This is a genomic window from Heliorestis convoluta (assembly GCF_009649955.1).
Taxonomy (GTDB): Bacteria; Bacillota; Desulfitobacteriia; order Heliobacteriales; family Heliobacteriaceae; genus Heliorestis; species Heliorestis convoluta.
The window spans coordinates 953,898-970,825 of sequence record NZ_CP045875.1; the positions used below are offsets into that span (position 1 = coordinate 953,898).

A 16,928-nucleotide genomic window follows, 5' to 3' on the forward strand; every position below is an offset into this window, starting at 1 on the left:
AAGAAAAGAGTTTGTCAATCAGTAATGGTTACTGATTTTGCAGGCTGTTTTTGTAAAGCTTTCATGGTGCTTTTTACAAGTTCACGATCTTGATAAGGGCCTCTTTCTTGGTCTAGAGAGAATATGTACCTTTCTATCTCTTGTCGATGCTGTTTTGCTTCTTTGGCCCAGTTTTCGATAATTGCTCTTTCAATGACAGAGTCTTCCTTGTATAGCTGAATCCAGAAGCTTTCGATAGTTTGAGCAAAGTCACGTCGAATCTGACAAAAATCATCATTACTTTGAGCATCAAGGTGAGGTAGCAAAAAAGAAGTTACTTTGGCAGGAAAGGCTTTCGAAGCAGCCAGGGCATATGCTTTTGATTCTTCCTCATCTCTTTCCAAATAACCTTCAAGCGATTGCTCAAAGCTTTCTAGCAATAGCTTGAATAGGTATACGTCACGACTGCTTTCATATAGCAAGATTTCTTGCTGATTGTTAACTTGATGCCGCCATTGATAGCCAAAGAAAATCGATAGACCTAAGAAAAGCACAAGACCGGCTATCATAAATTTTTGAAGTTCCTGTTGCAATTTCTATCACCTCCCTCAATTCCTTAAAGAAATGAAGATAGCAAAGGCAAGTAGAAAAGCACCGGTCTGGTCACAACCGGTGCTTTTATCCTCACAAACAGGCTTATTCTTCTAAAGTTGTTAAGTCACCAGGATCGGCTCCCATTTCCACTGCTTTTAGTAGCCGACGAATGATTTTGCCAGATCGAGTCTTAGGCAACTTCGGTACAAAGTCTAATTCGGAAATAACAACGATAGGACCGAGGACGTTACGCACATGCTTGACCAAATCTTGGCGTAGCTCTTCCGAACCTTCATAGCCAATCTTTAGAATTACGAAGGTTTTCAGGACTTCACCTTTTACAGGATCAGGCTTACCGATAGCAGCCGCTTCTGCAACAGCTTCATGAGATACGAGCGCACTTTCTACTTCCATGGTACCAATGCGATGACCGGCAATGTTGAGAACATCATCGGCTCTACCTAGCACAGCAATATAACCGTCCTCATCCATGACAGCCATATCTCCTGTTAAGTAGCTGCCGGGCACTTGTGACCAAATCTGTTCATAACGCTCAGGGTTTCCGTAAATTGTTCTCATCATATGAGGCAAGGGTGAGCGCAATACCAAAAGGCCGCCTTTGTTAGGCTCTACAGGATTGCCATCGGAGTCTACAATGGCTGCTTCTACACCCATCATTGCTTTGCCAACTTTACCAGGCTTGGTCGCCATATTCGGCAAGGTACCTAGCGTGGGTGCTGATAACTCTGTTTGCCACCAGTTATCAATTACATAACCGCCATGGGCTGCTACGAGATTGTCGTTAGCCCAGCGCCAAGCTTCTGGATTCAGAGGTTCACCGGCGCAAGTAATCAAGCGAAGGCTTGTCAGATCATATTTTTTCGGCCACTCTTCACCATATTTCATTAGCAAGCGAAGGGCTGTTGGCGCTGTAAATAGCACAGTTACTCCGTATTGCTCTATAATTTCCCAAGGCGTACCCGCTGAAGGATAATCCAGAGCCCCTTCGCGGAATACGGTCGTAACGCCTGCTACAAGAGGGCCGTAGACAATGTAAGAATGACCTACAATCCAGCCAATGTCAGATGTGCACCAGTAGACATCATCTTCGTTGAGATCATAAAAAGATTTGGCATGAAAATATGTTCCCACCATATAGCCGCCATGGACATGAAGAACGCCCTTCGGCTTGGCGGTGGTACCTGATGTATAGAGAATAAAGAGTGGATCTTCTGATTCCATCACTTCAGCAGGGCAATCACTACCGCCGACTGTCATAAAGTCATCGAAGTCAACTTCCAAAGGACCTAGTTCGTTTTTCTCTTGCCGTTGCCATACAACGACATGTTGTACACTTTCAGCACCGACGACGGCTTGATCTACGATTGTTTTCAGGGATACTACTTTACCACGGCGATAGGTCACATCAGAAGTAAAGACAACTTTCGCCTGACAATCTTCGATCCGCTCTCGCAAAGCGCCTGCTCCCAGACCAGCATATACAACACTGTGAATGGCACCAACGCGAGCGCAAGCGAGCATCGTTACAATGCCTTCAATCGTCAATGGTAGATAAATAATAACTCGATCGCCTTTGGATACACCCAAAGACTTTAAGCCATTGGCAGCCCGGCAAACAAGCTTATAAAGCTGTCCATAGGTAACTTGGCGCTCTGAGCCATCTTCACCAAGGAAAATGTAAGCGACTTTGTTTTTACGTCCTTCTTTTACGTGACGATCCAAGGCGTTGTAGGTAATGTTAACTTGACCACCTACAAACCATTGATGATTGGGACATTGCCAGTCTCGAACTTTCTCCCAAGGTTTGAACCAAGATAGTTCTTGTGCCACTTCCCCCCAAAAGCCTTCTGGATCTTCAATGGAGCGCTTATAAACTTCGTCAAAATTCTGCAAAAAGGCTCTTTTAGCAACTTCCTCTGGTGCCTGGTACAGTTCGTTCATCTGCAAAAGGTTGTCCAGTGATTGCGTCAAAAAAATACCTCCTTGTCCAAATAAAGTGAATATTTCAATTTGGCAAAATTATTTTACGTCGAAAAAACACTTTTGGCAAGCAGATCCAGCTTATTCTTTTTTTAATTTGTAATTTTATAGCTTTTTTCTGCGATATTTAGTACAAAAATAGATAATTTGTGGTGGGGGTTCCTTATCCTTCGTTTCGAACTATTAATTACCATTAATAGTTTATCTATTTTAGGACCTGAGACCGATGTCTCCTTTTTCACCCTGTGTTACAGTGGTTGTACAAATTCACAAGTGGTGTCTTTCACAAAAGAATAGTACATCCAGAAAGGAGAAAGATGATGAAGAAAAAAATTACCCTGATCACAATCTTGTTTTTTCTTGTTTCATTGTTGATACCCATGATGGCCACTGCTGATATCCAGTATGGAAGTCGTACTTTAAATCAAACTTCCAGTGGCAGTGATGTGGCCCAATTGCAACAGTATCTTTTCGATCTGAGCTATCTATCCCACACACCCACATCTTTCTACAGTGCCAGTACTCGCAATGCCGTAAGAGATTTTCAGCGAGATCACGACTTACGACCTAACAATGGCTTTGCTAACATCCAAACACAAGTTGCGGTGCAACAACAATGGCTCCTTCACAGTGGAAGTGCCCCCTCCATTCCAGTGCCAGAAGAACCTCAGCCAGTTCCTCAACCAGAGCCGGAACCACAACCTGAACCCACACCAGAACCGGCACCAACGCCTCAACCGACACCCTCTTCAGAGAGAAAGATTCTAGGCTATTACACCGTTGATTATCCAGGTGACAAAGTCTCCTATAATTCTCTAGCCAATTACGGTGATCATTTTAATGCCATGTCAACCTTCTCTTATCGTGTTGATGGAAATGGCAACTTACATGGAACAGCCCCAACAGATGGTCTAACCCTAGCCAAGTCAAAAGGCATTGAGACCTATGCTTTGATTCATAACTATGTCTACCCAACCGGTTTTGATATAGACATTGCTTCGAATTTGCTTAGCCGCCCTAGTGCTCGCCAGAACTTGATCAATCAATTAAAGCAAATTCTACCAGCGCATGGATACGCCGGTGTTAATGTTGACTTAGAGTACATAAGAGCAACAGAGCGACCGAATTACACACAATTTATCAAAGAATTAAAAGAAGAGTTAGGCCCTCTTGGTTATACTGTAATCGTTTCTGTTACAGGTAAAACTTTTGACGACCGTACCTCGCCCTGGGGTGGTGTCTTTGACTTTCCTGCTCTTGGAGAACATGCTGACTATGTACAGATTATGACCTATGACGAACACTGGTTCGGAGGAACACCAGGTCCTGTTGCCTCAATTGGCTATGTAGAAAGGGCTCTCAATTATGCCCTATCAACGATTCCAAAAGAAAAGATTTTACTTGGCATTGCCGCTTACGGCTATGACTGGTATGGAAGCAATACCAAAGTGGTTAACTATCATAGTGTTCCAAAACTTTTAGACCAATACAACATTACACCTTCTTGGGATGACAAAGCCAAATCTCCTTATTTCTTCTACACCGATGAAAGAGGCCTTCGTCATGAAGTATGGTATGAAAACCCACGTTCGATGGCTTATAAATTAGAGCTTGTCAACAAACATGATCTCGGTGGCATTGGTATCTGGCGTTTGGGCTTTGAAGACCAAAGCTTCTGGGATGAAGTTGACAAATTTATGAAATAACCAAGCAACCCCTTTATCCTCTTTTTCCTTTTAGCCAGAGCACTTTCGCTCTGGCTTTTTTGTACCCTTTTTCCGGCTATCTTTATTCCATACCCGGTCTTTCAGAGGGTATAAACTGATCGGGAACTTGAGAGAAGTATTTGATTAGCCCTTTTACAATGGCTTCGCAAAATTCCTCCTGAAAGGATTCTTGTTGAAATATTTTACGATCTTCGGCATTGGTCACAAAGCCCATCTCCACAATAACAGCAGGCATTTTTGTATGTTTTAGTACAAAGTAATTGCCTTTAATCGGCTCATGTTTATAAATCTCACCTTTATGTGCATAGGCACTGTAAAAATAATTCAACTCTCGTTGTAAGTGTCGCGCTAGACGTTCTGCATCGGAGTTCTCTTTTACATGTTTATAGTAAAGCAACAAAGCACCTCGAACACGACTGCTTTGAGAAGAATTCATATGAAGACTTAAAAAAATATCACCACCCACCTGATTGGCCCAGCGAATTCGATTGGTCAGATCGAGGGTGTTTCTTCTTCGGTCATTGGGATTGACACCGCTTAGATCTCTATCACTATCTCTTGAAAGAAAGGTAATTGCGCCGTGCTGTTGAAGTGTTTTCTGTAATTGCAGTGCCATCTGAAGATTCATGTCTTTTTCTAGAAAAGAGTCACCTTTGCTCGCCCCTCCATCAACGCCACCATGGCCAACATCAACCAGTATGGTTTTTCCTTGTAATGGTGATATGGCAGAAGGAGGCGCTTCTCTTTTCCCTGAAGATAAAGGCAACCCAAGAAACCAATAGGTCATAAAGCCTAACAGTATCAAAACGAAGAAGCTGAATAAGAGTAGCATCTTTCGTCGTACAAAAAACCAATACACTCCATTCCTCCTTTCGAAGGTTCATCCCAAAGAATTTGATTCGCTAATGTATACGCAATCATGGACAAAAGAAAAACCCACACCTTTGAAAAAAAGAGTGTGAGCGAACAGATACTCCTAGCGATTTCGATTGTAAAGCTATAATTTATCGGACCCATAGGTTGCAATTTCGCCTAAAGCCCATTGCGTCTTTTCAAATTCCTTGAGTAACTTTTCTAGAGATTCCTCAAGCCCTTCTGATACCCTTTTTCTTCCTAGATTTTCCATATAAGCGCATTGTTCAGAAAGTGCCAGGGCACCTAGGCTAGCACTGCTTGATTTCATACTATGGGCTACTTTTTCCAGCACATAACAATCTTTTTGCGTTACAGCCTGACGCAACGCCTCAATTCGTGGTTGTGTGTCTTCGAGATACATTCCAATCACTTGTTGTAAAAATTCAGGCTCACTATCCATAGCAAGCTCATGAATATCTCTCAGTGAACGAAGGTCTAGGATCTCTTCTATCTTCCAATTTTTCTCTATTTCGTCTTTGTTCAGCTCCAGATTATTCACAAGTTCGTCCTCCTTCGTCACTGTAATCGCACTTTTTTCTTGGTTACCTTCCTTTTCTACCATCGCTTTTTCTGATATTCCTTTCTTTTTCTTTAGCCATTGCGTTAACACTTTACGCAGCTCTTCGAGCTTCACAGGCTTGCACAGATAATCATCCATGCCAGAGCGAATGCATTGCTCCCGATCACCAACAAGGGCTCTTGCCGTCACAGCAATAATGGGCGTATAGCGCCCCATGATCGCTTCCATTTCTCGAATAATCCCGGTGGCCTCATACCCATCCATCATAGGCATCTGACAGTCCATCAGAATAGCAGCATATTGATTCTTTGACAGGGCCTCTACCGCTTCTCTCCCATTGTTTACAATGTGAGTAACAACACCTAACTTTTTCAACTGCATCAAAGCCAATTTTTGATTTACTTTGTTGTCTTCGGCTAACAATATAGATCTACCTGCTAAAAGATCCTGCAAACTTTCTTCCTCACAAAAAGGCATCTCTTTTCGGTCTGAATCTAGGGTTGTTTTCAAAAGAACTTCTTCTTGTTCATGCAGAAGAGGAAGAGAAACCCAGAAGGTAGCACCTTCACCTTGTATACTCTGAGTGCCAATCTGTCCACCCATTATTTCCACAAGACGCTTCGTAATAGCAAGACCGAGACCGGTACCACCATACTTTCGAGTTGTTGAACTGTCCGCTTGCGTAAAAGGGTTAAAAAGACGTTGTTGCATCTCCTCAGAAATGCCAATTCCCGAATCGCTCACTTCAAAGCGAATGGTGCTATACAGTTTATCCTGTTCTTGTAGCTTTGTTTCTAATTGCACATACCCTCGTGCAGTAAACTTAATAGCATTGCTTAATAAATTCATTAAGATCTGATGGAGACGTCTCGCATCACCTCGGAATAAACGGGGCGTTGTTTGATCAAAATGAGTGGCAAAGGTAAGCCCTTTCATTTTCGCTTTGGGTTCAATGATTTTTTTTATATCTTCAATTAAGTTGTGCAAATCAAAAGTATACTGTTCTAGATCTACTTTTTCTGCTTCAATCTTGGAAAAGTCTAATACGTCATTCATGATCGAAAGAAGAAGGTTGGCCGAATCGCGGATAATATTTACATAGCTACGTTCTTCTTTCTCATCAATCATATCGCCTAGTAGCTCAGTCATACCAATAATACCGTGCAAGGGTGTCCGAATTTCATGACTCATCGTAGCAAGAAAAGCACTCTTGGCCTGGCTTGCTAACTCTGCTTTCTCTTTCGCTTCTCGCAGCTCTACTTCTGCATTTTTCCGCTCTGTAATGTCTCGAGAAACAGAAATGACTTCATGAATTTGCCTTGTGTCAGGATTGCAAATGGCCTGATTGGTCGTTTCGAACCAGATATATTGACCATCTTTTTTCCGGATTCGATACTGCAGTGTATACGTTTCTCTTCCAGGCGTTCCCACGGAAAAAAGCTCACGACCCTGCTCTTCTAAATCACAAGGGTGAAAAAACTCATAGACCGAGTGCCCTAGCAATTCCTTGGGCTCGTAGCCTAACAAAGGCTTGGCAGCAGGTGAAGCATAAAGAAAGGTGCCTTCTATAGAATGTCGGGAAATAAGGTCTGATGAATGCTCGGCCAATAAATGATATCGCTCTTCGCTCGTTTCTAGCTTTTTGGCCATTCTACGCTGTAAAGTGATCAATTCGTTATTCAATCTTGTTAATTCATCATAAAGCTCTTTATCTCGAAGAGCTTGCACCGTCGCTTGTAAAGAAAGATTTTTTAAGGCTTTGCGCAGCGCTGTTGTCTGCTCATTGTTGATTTTCATCATTTCGCCATAAAAGCGAATAATGCCTGATCGTGATTGACTTCCTACAATCAAAAAACGCCCTTCTGTAGAACCACCAGCTAAGTAGACAAGCGTAGGGCTGTTGTTTACATTAATATAAAACTCCCAGTCAAAAACAGCACTTTGTAAACGAAGCATGGCTAAAAAATTTTCTGCCTTATCTACACTATCTTCAGAAACAAGATAGCGAAAATGCATTCCTTCTTCTACATTCAGTCCCAACTCATCACGAATCACACGTAATATGATTCCATCATAATCACAAAGAACAGAGATGCCAGCGCTTTCTTCTTGCATCATTCAAGGAGAAACCTCCCTTCCCTCACCACGCTTACGTGGAGCAGGCAAACGGCTACAAAAGATTTTGTAACCTCTCTCCAACTATAACCGCTTCATTGGCATCTCTTGCATAACCGTCAGCTCCCACATTTTTCCATAAACCAGGCGCGATGTTAAAAGGATAACCGCCCACAATAATCTTCACATTGTTACAACTTTTCTCAGCTCGCACTGCTTCAATCACCCTGGTTATATTCGTGACGTGATAGGTCATCGTAGCTGACAACGCTAAGAGATGGGCGTTCCATTCTTTGATCGCTGAAATAATCCCAGCTGTAGGCGTACTGGCCCCTAGATAATAAGTATCCCAACCTTCCATCTCAAAAAAGTCAGCTACCATCCGAATGCCCATTTCATGAAGATCACCACCTACCGATGTAGCAACGAGTCGATATCCATTTTTGGGAACACTGAAGATATGAGGATAGAGCTGTGACATGATTAATTGCGTTGCCGCTGTACAGTAATGTTCTTGCGCCACCGATATGCGATTGATCTGCCAGAGACGTCCTATCTCATACTGCGTTCGCTGAAATACATGCATATAAATATCTTTAATCGCCGCGCCTTGATGAACTGCTTTATCTATTAACTCTTTTGCTTTTTCCCGTTCCCCCTCTAATAAAGCTTGTAAATAGGCAGTGGCGAGGTCGTTCCACACCTGACTGTCCTGGCTGTTACTTCCATCAGCAAAAGGTACCACCTGCAAGGGCATCGTAGGCAACTGCTGCTGGGCTATCTCTATATAGGGAGTCACAATGGCATCCGCTTTATCCGGTAAATAGTCTCTCAGTACCGTTAAAGTCTGGCCTAAGTGAACTCGCAAGTCCTCTTGAGAAACACCGATTCCATCTAACAAAACTTTAAGCCAAGCGATATGATCAAGAAAGAGCAGCGGTTGACCAGCACGGATCGCTTCAGATAGATAGGCCAGATGGCTTTCAAAATCCTGCATAGCCCTGTCCTTATCCAATTGACGAAACTTTTTGCTTAATTCATTAGATAAAGAAAGTTGTCGCTCATAAAGTTTACGAGCTAGAATAGCTCGTTGTGCATCGATCGCTTTGCTCACACTACCGTTAAGATCAGTCATCTATTGCGCCTCCTTCCCTGCTCACTTTTTGCGAAGTTCCTTTATCACTTGTTCCTTTAAGTACGATATTTCCATAAAAAGAACGAGAATCCTGCTTCTCCTTACATTGCTTTTTCAATATATCTGCGTTAGAATTTTTTATATTGGAAAGGTACGAATAACATGAAAGAATCAGTGCCAATCGGCTAAGAGGATGAGATATTTTCATGGAAAGAATCGGTATTATAGACCTTGGTTCTAACTCAGTCCGCTTAATGGTCGCACAGCTGTTGGAAGATGGTTCCTACAAGCTAATTGATGAAGCCAAAGAAGGTGTACGACTAAGCCAGGGAATGGGCCCTGAAAAGACACTAAAAGGACCTGCCATTCAACGAACCATCGATGTGCTTCGCCTTTTTCAACATCTTTGTCGAGCCCATGGCGTGTCAAAAATCATTGCTGTCGCTACCGCAGCAGTGCGTCAAGCAGTAAATCAAGAAGAGTTTCTACAGGCGGTCCGTACGGGGACAGGCCTTGATTTCACCGTTTTATCGGGTTACGAAGAAGCGAAAACGGTATATCACGGTGTAATCAACACAGTTGACGTCGCGGAAGGTTTAATCGTTGACATTGGTGGTGGTTCTACAGAGCTCATCCTAATCGAGAACCGCCGAATTCGTCATGCACTCAGCCTTCCTTTCGGTGCTGTCACGTTAACAGAAAGCTTTCTTGATACCAACAAGCCTTCGGAAGAAGAGCTGAAGAAAATGGAAAGCTATCTGCGACAACAATTGGACGAGGTAGAGTGGTTGCGTCAGTCTAGACCCATCCCACTGATCGGCCTCGGCGGCACCATACGTAACTTATCCAAAATGGATCGAAAGCGAAAACATTACAGTTTTGACGTAACTCATAACTATCGAATGACTTGCAAAGATATACAAGAGATTTATCGCTTCTTAAAAACAACGAACTTGGAGCGACGCAAAAAAATTGTAGGTCTTTCTAAAGACCGCGCTGATATCATCGTAGCCGGTGTAGCCATTATCGATAGCTTGGAGCACTATCTTGCTGGCCCAGACGTAATTGTTTGTGGTTCTGGTCTTCGCGATGGACTGCTTTATCAGCATTTATTACGTCATCAAGAAGAACCGCTAGTAGATAACGTACTTGCTCACAGTGTTGAAAATTTGATGAAATACTATCATATAGAAAGTCATCACAGCCGTCACGTGGCCAAGCTAACCCTGGCTATGTTCGATCAGTTGGCTACGCTGCACGATATGGGGCCCGAGGAGCGAAAAATCTTAGAAGTGGCTTCCCTTCTTCATGATGTAGGCATTGTTGTTAATTTCTATGATCATTACAAACATAGCTTCTATCTCATTGCCAACTCTAGAATCAATGGTCTTACCCATCGGGAAATTTTGTTAACCGCTTTGACTGCAGCATCCCATGCCAAAGCCATACGGGGACCCTGGCTCGATTACAAAGATATTTTATCAAAAAAAGACTGGGACATCGTTAAGAAGCTTTCCACCTTGCTACGAATTGCGGAAGCTCTAGAACGTAGCGAATCAGCAATTATTCAGGATCTTCGCTGTCACCATTATGTAGACGCCGTACACGTTATAGCAATCACTTCTTATCCTGCAGACCTTGAAATCTGTCATGCTCATAAAGTGGCTGATGATTTCAAACGTGTTTTTGGTCTTAAAATGATCGTTTCTGCTCAACCACCTCTAGGATTATAATATGGAAAGACCGGCCCAAAAAATGAGCCGGTCTTTTTCTTATCGTATAGAACAATTGTCGAAGAGCATCACTTTCTCAGATGCTCTTTTCATAAAATAGTTTTGGCTTTCGAATGGCTCTTCTCCGTAAGTTGCGATTTCATAAGTGCCGTCCGGATTCATACGGCGCGCTTTCACATTGTCTCTGAGCATAATCTCTAAAGCTTCTTTCAACCGGTGGCGCAGTTTTTCATCTCTCACAGGAAAAAGGAGTTCAATTCGTCGTTCCAAATTGCGATGCATCCAGTCAGCACTTGAAAGATAGGCCTCTTCTTCTCCACCGTTTTGAAAGTAAAAGATGCGATGATGCTCCAAGAACCTACCCACAATGCTAATCACTCGAATATTATCACTAACACCTGGAAGGCCGGGACGAAGGCAACATATCCCCCGTACAATGAGATCAATTTTTACACCAGCACAAGAAGCTTTGTAGAGACATTGAATCATTCTTTCATCATTAAGTGAATTCATCTTGGCAATAATTCGCCCAGGCTTTTCTGATGTACTTACAGAAATCTCCCGTTCAATCAACTCTTCAAAACGCTTGCGCATACCTAAAGGAGCGACGGCCAATTGGCGCCACCGCGCAGGAATGGAATAGCCCGTCACTTCATTGTAAAAATCAGTGGCATCAGCACCAAATTCTTCGGCCGACGTAAAGAGACCATAGTCTGTATAGAATCGGGCTGTCATGTCGTTATAATTTCCTGTTCCAAGGTGAACATAACGACGAATACGTCCCTCTTCTTGCCGCACTACTAAGGTGATTTTGGAGTGAGTTTTTAAGTTTACCAGTCCATAAATAACGTGACAGCCTGCTTTTTCTAGTTTCTTGGCCCAGGCAATGTTTTTTTCTTCATCAAAACGTGCTTTCAATTCCACCAGTACCGTTACTTGTTTGCCATTGCGCACGGCTTCAGCAAGGGCTCGAATAATCGGTGAGTCACCACTAACTCGATAAAGCGTCTGCTTAATCGCCAACACTTGTGGATCTCGGGCCGCTCGTGTTACAAAGTCAACGACACAATTGAACGACTCATAGGGATGATGAACAAGAATATCTTTTTTCGCAATGGCTTCAAATATATCTTTTTCTCCAAGTAAGTCTTCCGGGACTTGTGGTTTCATGGGTTTGTAGCGAAGATGATCGTAGCCCTTTAGGTCATATAAGGTCATCAATGCTGTCAGATCAAGGGGTCCTGCTATGAGATAAATATCTTTCTCATCCAGTTCGAGCTCTTCTTGTAAATATTGCTTTAATATAGGACTTACAGAAGCTTCTACTTCCAGACGAACCTCGGCGCCCCACTTTCGCTTCTGCAACTCTTTTTCAATGGCCAACAAAAGGTCTTCTGCACCTTCTTCGTCTACAGATAAGTCGGCATTTCTGGTAATGCGAAAAGAAACGGCATCAACAAAGGTGTTACCACGAAAAAGCACTGGCAAATGATTTTTAATCACTTCTTCCAAAGCCAAAAAAGCGTGTCCTTGCTCTACTGGAATGGAGATAAATCGAGGCAAAACAGAGGTACTTGCACAACACCAAAAAGAAGGCGTTTGCAAATCAGCGGTTGATGAGGCTCTAACAGAACAGCCACGTTAAGACTTTTGTTCGCAAGAAGAGGAAAAGGGCGGCTCTGATCAACAGCCATAGGCGTTAATACGGGATATACAATATGTTCAAAGTACTCTTCTATAAAAGCTTGTTGGGTAGCATCCAGTTGGTCATAAGAAAGAATGTGGATCCCCTCTTTATGCAACTGTGGCAACAACTGCTCTGTTAGCTCTTCGTATTGTTCTCCTACGAGACGATGAACTCGCTCAGAAATCAATTGTAGTTGCTCTAGCGGTGTCAAGCCAGCGGCATCTTTTTTGCGAAAACCGGCTTCCACTTGATCTTGTACGCCTGCTACACGCACCATAAAAAACTCATCGAGGTTGGAGCTCACAATAGCAAGAAACTTAAAGCGTTCCAACAAAGGATTGTTGTGATTGAGTGCTTCCTCCAATACTCGATGGTTAAACTCAAGCCAACTTAATTCCCGATTAATATAATAATCGGGAGATAAGAATGACTCCGTTTCCTCACATAATTCTATTTTCTTTTTTTCTTCTACTTCAATCGATTGAAGTCTACCACTGTACATAACCTGTTACACTCCTTATGCTACTTCCCAAGAGGTTACAAGTTCCATTCTATATTTTTTTAAGTGGAAAAACTAAAAATTCATCATTTTTTTCCACAAAGTTTACTTAATTTACAAAAATCTATTCGTAATCTTCTTTCCAAATTCCTTCTTTCCTTCGTTGCCAGAGTTATGAACAGGTGATACCATCATAACTACATGAATTGAAAAGATATCAAAGACGAGGAGTCGATATAGCGATGAACATATTGATATATGGCCTCGGTGCACTAGGAACAGTCTATGCTACCTTACTGCAAAAGAAAGGTCATCAAGTGACAGCCTTGGTACGTCCTACTGTCGCAGAATTATTACGACAAGAAGGCCTTACAGTCACAGGAATTTGGGGTGATCATAAGATATATCTTCAGTCAATCATAACAGATCTTACCGCACTTTCGGAAAAGCCAGATCTTGTCATTGTAACGGTCAAGTCTTTTGATACGGAAGAGACGGCACGACGAATTGCTCCTCTTCTCTCTAACAACAGCTACGTGCTTCTAGCCCAAAATGGTTATGGTAACTATGAAGCAGCCTTGTCTTATATTCCAGCGGAACAATTGATTCTCGGGCGTGTCATTTTTGGTGCTGAAACAATTGGTCCTGGTCAATCTAAAGTAACTGTCATTGCTGACGACGTCGTTATTGGCTCACCTGATCACGTGATTCCTTTGCAGATCCTTGAAGATATGGCTCAAACGTTTTGTGAAGCCTCTATTCCCACAAGAGCTTCTACTGAAGTGATGAAATATATCTGGAGTAAAATTATTTATAATGGCGCTTTAAATTCATTGGGAGCCATTCTAGAAGTTAACTATGGGACCTTAGCAGCATCAGAGCCTTGTCGTCAAATTATGAATAAGATGATCGCAGAAATCTTTCAACTCTTAGAAGCAATGGGGCAACCTGTACTATGGCCCAACGCCGAAGCCTATCGCAAGGTTTTCTATGAGCAGCTTGTTCCTGTTACAGCCTCTCATCATCCTTCTATGTTACAGGATATTCAACGAGGGCGAAGAACAGAAATCGATGCCCTCAACGGCGCTATAGTGGGCTTAGGGAAAAAGCATGGTATTCAAACACCGGTAAACGAAGTGATTGCCACTTTGGTAAAAGCAAAAGAAAGCTTGAGAGCATAATACCGTTGAATAAGCATAACCACGAACTAGGAGGGCGACACAGCCATGCAAATCGCTCTGACAAAAATTGAAGAGGCCCTCAACAAAAGTCAGACTGACGATCCAGTTCTGATTCAAGAAATTATCGCCAAGGGGCGCGAGAAAAAAGGCTTACATTTGGAAGAAGTAGCGTTTCTTTTAAACCTAAAGGATCCTGCTATGCTCGATGGGCTTTATCAAGCAGCAGCGGCCGTAAAAGATGAAATCTATGGAAAACGGATTGTCCTTTTTGCGCCTCTCTATACGAGCAATTATTGTATTAATAACTGCCTCTATTGCGGCTTTCGCCAGGCCAACGAGGCCTTACCACGTCGTCGCCTTTCTCTACAAGAAGTGCAGCAAGAAGCGCGCTTTCTAGCAGCGGCAGGACATCATCGCTTGTTACTCGTTACAGGAGAAGCGCCTTCAGACTCTTCCGCACCGACCATTGCTGCTACAGTGGAAGCAATCTATCAAGCTGTCGACATTCGTCGTATTAATGTTAATTGTGCCCCCTTATCGATAGAAGGATTTCGAATCTTAAAAGAAGCGCAAATTGGAACGTACCAACTTTTTCAAGAAACATACCATCCAGAACAATATAAAGCCATGCATCCTTCGGGACCAAAAAGCGATTATCAGGATCGAGTGACTGCCATCCATAGAGCTATCGAAGGAGGGCTTGACGATGTAGGGCTCGGTGTTCTTTATGGGCTCTATGATTATCGCTTCGAAACACTAGCCCTTCTTGAGCACGCCCGTCTTCTAGAAGAGCAATATAATCTAGGTCCTCATACCATCTCAGTACCTCGATTAAAAAAAGCGCCCGGCATGGCCCTCACAACCATTCCTGCAGAAGTAGACGATGAAAGCTTCAAAAAAATCATCGCTATCCTACGTCTTGCCCTTCCCTATACAGGCATTATCTTATCAACACGGGAACCCGTAACACTGCGTACAGAACTACTTCATCTCGGCGTCTCTCAGATGAGTGCAGGTTCATCAACTCATCCCGGTGGATACAGTGACCATGTAGAACAGCACAACGGCAAGGAAAAAACAGAAGAGCCAGGTGCTTCTACAGACACGCTGGGAACGATAGGAAGTCAATTCTACCTAGAAGACCACCGACCTTTACAGGAAGTCGTTCATTCCATTATGGAAGAAGGCTTTATCCCTAGCTTTTGCACCGCCTGTTATCGCAGTGAGAGAACAGGGGAAGCTTTTATGGCTTTGGCAAAATCAGGCGCCATTCATAAAATGTGTAATCCCAATGCATTGCTTACGCTAGAAGAGTTTCTAATCGATTTTGGTGATGAAGAAACGAAAAAGTTGGGTCGTCAGCGCATTACGGAAGAAATCGAAAAGCTACCGCCTTCTCAGGCCACTCGGATCAAGCAGCACTTGCAAGAGCTACGGAGTGGAAAACGGGATCTGTACGTGTAGTGTTAACAGCCCTATCGAAAGGAGGTCTTTCATGTCTTTGCTGAACCAATTTCTTACCACTGTTTCTACCGAGGAACGGTGGTTGCTCATCTTTCCTTCTATGCAACAAACTTTGCAAGCACAACATCTTATGGAGCGTTCAGGGCTTCAAGGTGACTTTATTCCTACGCCCAAGGGATTTGGACCCGTCTGTACGACAGCCATTGTATTCTCCGGTTTGTTGGCACCGGAAGTAAAAGAGCTTTTAGAGACGCATCAGCTTCAACCAACCTATCTAGAGCCTTGGCGTCGTCTCCCACCAGGTCCTGCTTGGGAAGAAGCTTTACAGGCCATAGAGACGCCTGCTTATGGTGATCTGCTTTTGCAATGTCGAGAACGAGAAGATTGGGCTGTTGATGATGTAACGACTCTTCTATCACCACCGACGGCGCAAGATAAGATTGCATTGCGTCTCGCTGCCGAGGCGGCGCGGCAAGAAACGCTTGGAGATGTTGTTGATGTTCGAGGGGCTGTAGAGTTTGGCAATGAATGTCGTAAAGATTGCTTCTACTGCGGCCTGCGTAAAAGCAATCGTCATCTTACCCGTTATCGCCTCAGTGAAGAGCAAACGATGCAAGCCATTGAAGATCTCTACAACATGGGCATTCGTACGATCATATTACAATCGGGTGAAGAAGATGAAAGGGCCACCGCTTCCATTGTCGACTTGATCAGAACTATCAAAAGTCGCTTTGGGCTGCGTATCACATTGAGTCTGGGCGAACGGTCTTTGGCCGATTATCATGCCTTTCGTCAGGCTGGCGCCAACAACTATTTGCTGCGCATTGAAACGACCGATCCTGAACTTTTTCGTCGAGTCCATCCTGATGATGATCTGGAAGAACGGATGCAACACCTTATCTGGCTTCGCGAAGCAGGTTTTTTACTTGGTACGGGTGGTCTTGTTGGACTTCCCGGCCAAAGCATTTCTTCGCTAGCCCAAGATATTCTCTACTGGCGTAAGCTTGGTGCCAATATGATTGGAATAGGACCCTTTTTGCCAGCTGCTCATACACCTTTTTCACAGCTTGAACCAGGTGATTTAGATCTAACGTTGCGTGTCTACGCAGTGACCCGATTGCTTTGTGGTCGTACCTTTATTCCTTCCACGACGGCTCTAGCTAGCCTTCATCCGGAGGGACAAAAGCTCGGGTTACAGTGGGGCGCTAACTCTATTATGCTCACCCACACACCGGAAGAAGTGCGGGCTCATTATCATCTTTATCAAAACAAAGCCAAGGTTGATCTGGACTTTGCCTGTCAGTCCATTCTTGATGCGGGTCGGCAGATTCCGCCTTACTTGCGTTGGACGCAGAAAGAGGAGAGATACTGAGCGTTA

General features: G+C 43.4%; 10 protein-coding genes and 1 pseudogene. 5 read left to right on the forward strand and 6 right to left on the reverse strand.

Annotated elements, in window-relative coordinates; translation table 11 throughout:
• Positions 1-14: 14 nt before the first annotated feature.
• Both FTV88_RS04495 and acs read right to left on the reverse strand, forming a co-directional pair.
• Entirely contained in the window at positions 15-572 is a 558-nt protein-coding gene (locus FTV88_RS04495; RefSeq protein WP_153724587.1) for a hypothetical protein, read from the reverse strand.
• Between the two features lie 103 nt (positions 573-675).
• Entirely contained in the window at positions 676-2,565 is a 1,890-nt protein-coding gene (gene acs, locus FTV88_RS04500) for an acetate--CoA ligase (RefSeq protein ID WP_243137319.1), read from the reverse strand.
• Positions 2,566-2,891: 326 nt separating this feature from the next.
• Between acs and FTV88_RS04505 the strand changes: the two genes are divergently transcribed.
• Positions 2,892-4,280: a glycosyl hydrolase family 18 protein gene (locus FTV88_RS04505; RefSeq protein ID WP_153724588.1), complete on the forward strand. Its 1,389-nt coding sequence runs from the start codon at positions 2,892-2,894 to the stop codon at positions 4,278-4,280.
• An 82-nt stretch (positions 4,281-4,362) separates the two neighbouring features.
• On the opposite strand, the gene FTV88_RS04510 is transcribed toward FTV88_RS04505, so the two are convergent.
• The 3 genes from FTV88_RS04510 to FTV88_RS04520 all read right to left on the reverse strand — a co-directional run bounded on the left by FTV88_RS04510 (position 4,363) and on the right by FTV88_RS04520 (position 8,986).
• A complete protein-coding gene (locus tag FTV88_RS04510; RefSeq protein ID WP_153724589.1) occupies positions 4,363-5,160 on the reverse strand; it encodes an N-acetylmuramoyl-L-alanine amidase family protein in 798 nt (265 codons plus the stop codon).
• Positions 5,161-5,298: 138 nt separating this feature from the next.
• Positions 5,299-7,854: a hybrid sensor histidine kinase/response regulator gene (locus FTV88_RS04515; protein WP_153724590.1), complete on the reverse strand. Its 2,556-nt coding sequence runs from the start codon at positions 7,852-7,854 to the stop codon at positions 5,299-5,301.
• Positions 7,855-7,906: 52 nt separating this feature from the next.
• The gene (locus tag FTV88_RS04520) at positions 7,907-8,986 is read right to left on the reverse strand and encodes a cobalamin B12-binding domain-containing protein (RefSeq protein WP_153724591.1); all 1,080 of its coding nucleotides are present in this window, start codon (positions 8,984-8,986) and stop codon (positions 7,907-7,909) included.
• A gap of 206 nt (positions 8,987-9,192) precedes the next feature.
• Between FTV88_RS04520 and ppx the strand changes: the two genes are divergently transcribed.
• Positions 9,193-10,719: an exopolyphosphatase gene (gene ppx / locus FTV88_RS04525; protein WP_153724592.1), complete on the forward strand. Its 1,527-nt coding sequence runs from the start codon at positions 9,193-9,195 to the stop codon at positions 10,717-10,719.
• 39 nt (positions 10,720-10,758) lie between these two features.
• On the opposite strand, the pseudogene FTV88_RS04530 reads toward ppx, so the two are convergent.
• Positions 10,759-12,908: pseudogene (locus FTV88_RS04530) on the reverse strand (RNA degradosome polyphosphate kinase).
• A gap of 239 nt (positions 12,909-13,147) precedes the next feature.
• On the opposite strand from FTV88_RS04530, the gene FTV88_RS04535 reads away from it, so the two are divergent.
• From FTV88_RS04535 to hydE, 3 genes are read left to right on the forward strand one after another with little or no spacing between them, the layout of a single operon-like run.
• Positions 13,148-14,086: a ketopantoate reductase family protein gene (locus tag FTV88_RS04535; protein WP_153724593.1), complete on the forward strand. Its 939-nt coding sequence runs from the start codon at positions 13,148-13,150 to the stop codon at positions 14,084-14,086.
• A 45-nt stretch (positions 14,087-14,131) separates the two neighbouring features.
• A complete protein-coding gene (gene hydG, locus FTV88_RS04540) occupies positions 14,132-15,550 on the forward strand; it encodes a [FeFe] hydrogenase H-cluster radical SAM maturase HydG (protein ID WP_153724594.1) in 1,419 nt (472 codons plus the stop codon).
• Positions 15,551-15,581: 31 nt separating this feature from the next.
• Entirely contained in the window at positions 15,582-16,922 is a 1,341-nt protein-coding gene (gene hydE / locus FTV88_RS04545) for a [FeFe] hydrogenase H-cluster radical SAM maturase HydE (RefSeq protein WP_153724595.1), read from the forward strand.
• The last annotated feature ends 6 nt before the right edge of the window (positions 16,923-16,928 follow it).

Bases quoted from the DNA above. Each gene is read 5' to 3' on its own strand.
- FTV88_RS04505 (WP_153724588.1), top strand. From the start codon at position 2,892: ATGATGAAGAAAAAAATTACCCTGATCACAATCTTGTTTTTTCTTGTT.
- ppx (WP_153724592.1), top strand. From the start codon at position 9,193: ATGGAAAGAATCGGTATTATAGACCTTGGTTCTAACTCAGTCCGCTTA.
- FTV88_RS04515 (WP_153724590.1), bottom strand. From the start codon at position 7,854: ATGATGCAAGAAGAAAGCGCTGGCATCTCTGTTCTTTGTGATTATGAT.
- hydE (WP_153724595.1), top strand. From the start codon at position 15,582: ATGTCTTTGCTGAACCAATTTCTTACCACTGTTTCTACCGAGGAACGG.
- hydG (WP_153724594.1), top strand. From the start codon at position 14,132: ATGCAAATCGCTCTGACAAAAATTGAAGAGGCCCTCAACAAAAGTCAG.
- FTV88_RS04520 (WP_153724591.1), bottom strand. From the start codon at position 8,986: ATGACTGATCTTAACGGTAGTGTGAGCAAAGCGATCGATGCACAACGA.
- FTV88_RS04535 (WP_153724593.1), top strand. From the start codon at position 13,148: ATGAACATATTGATATATGGCCTCGGTGCACTAGGAACAGTCTATGCT.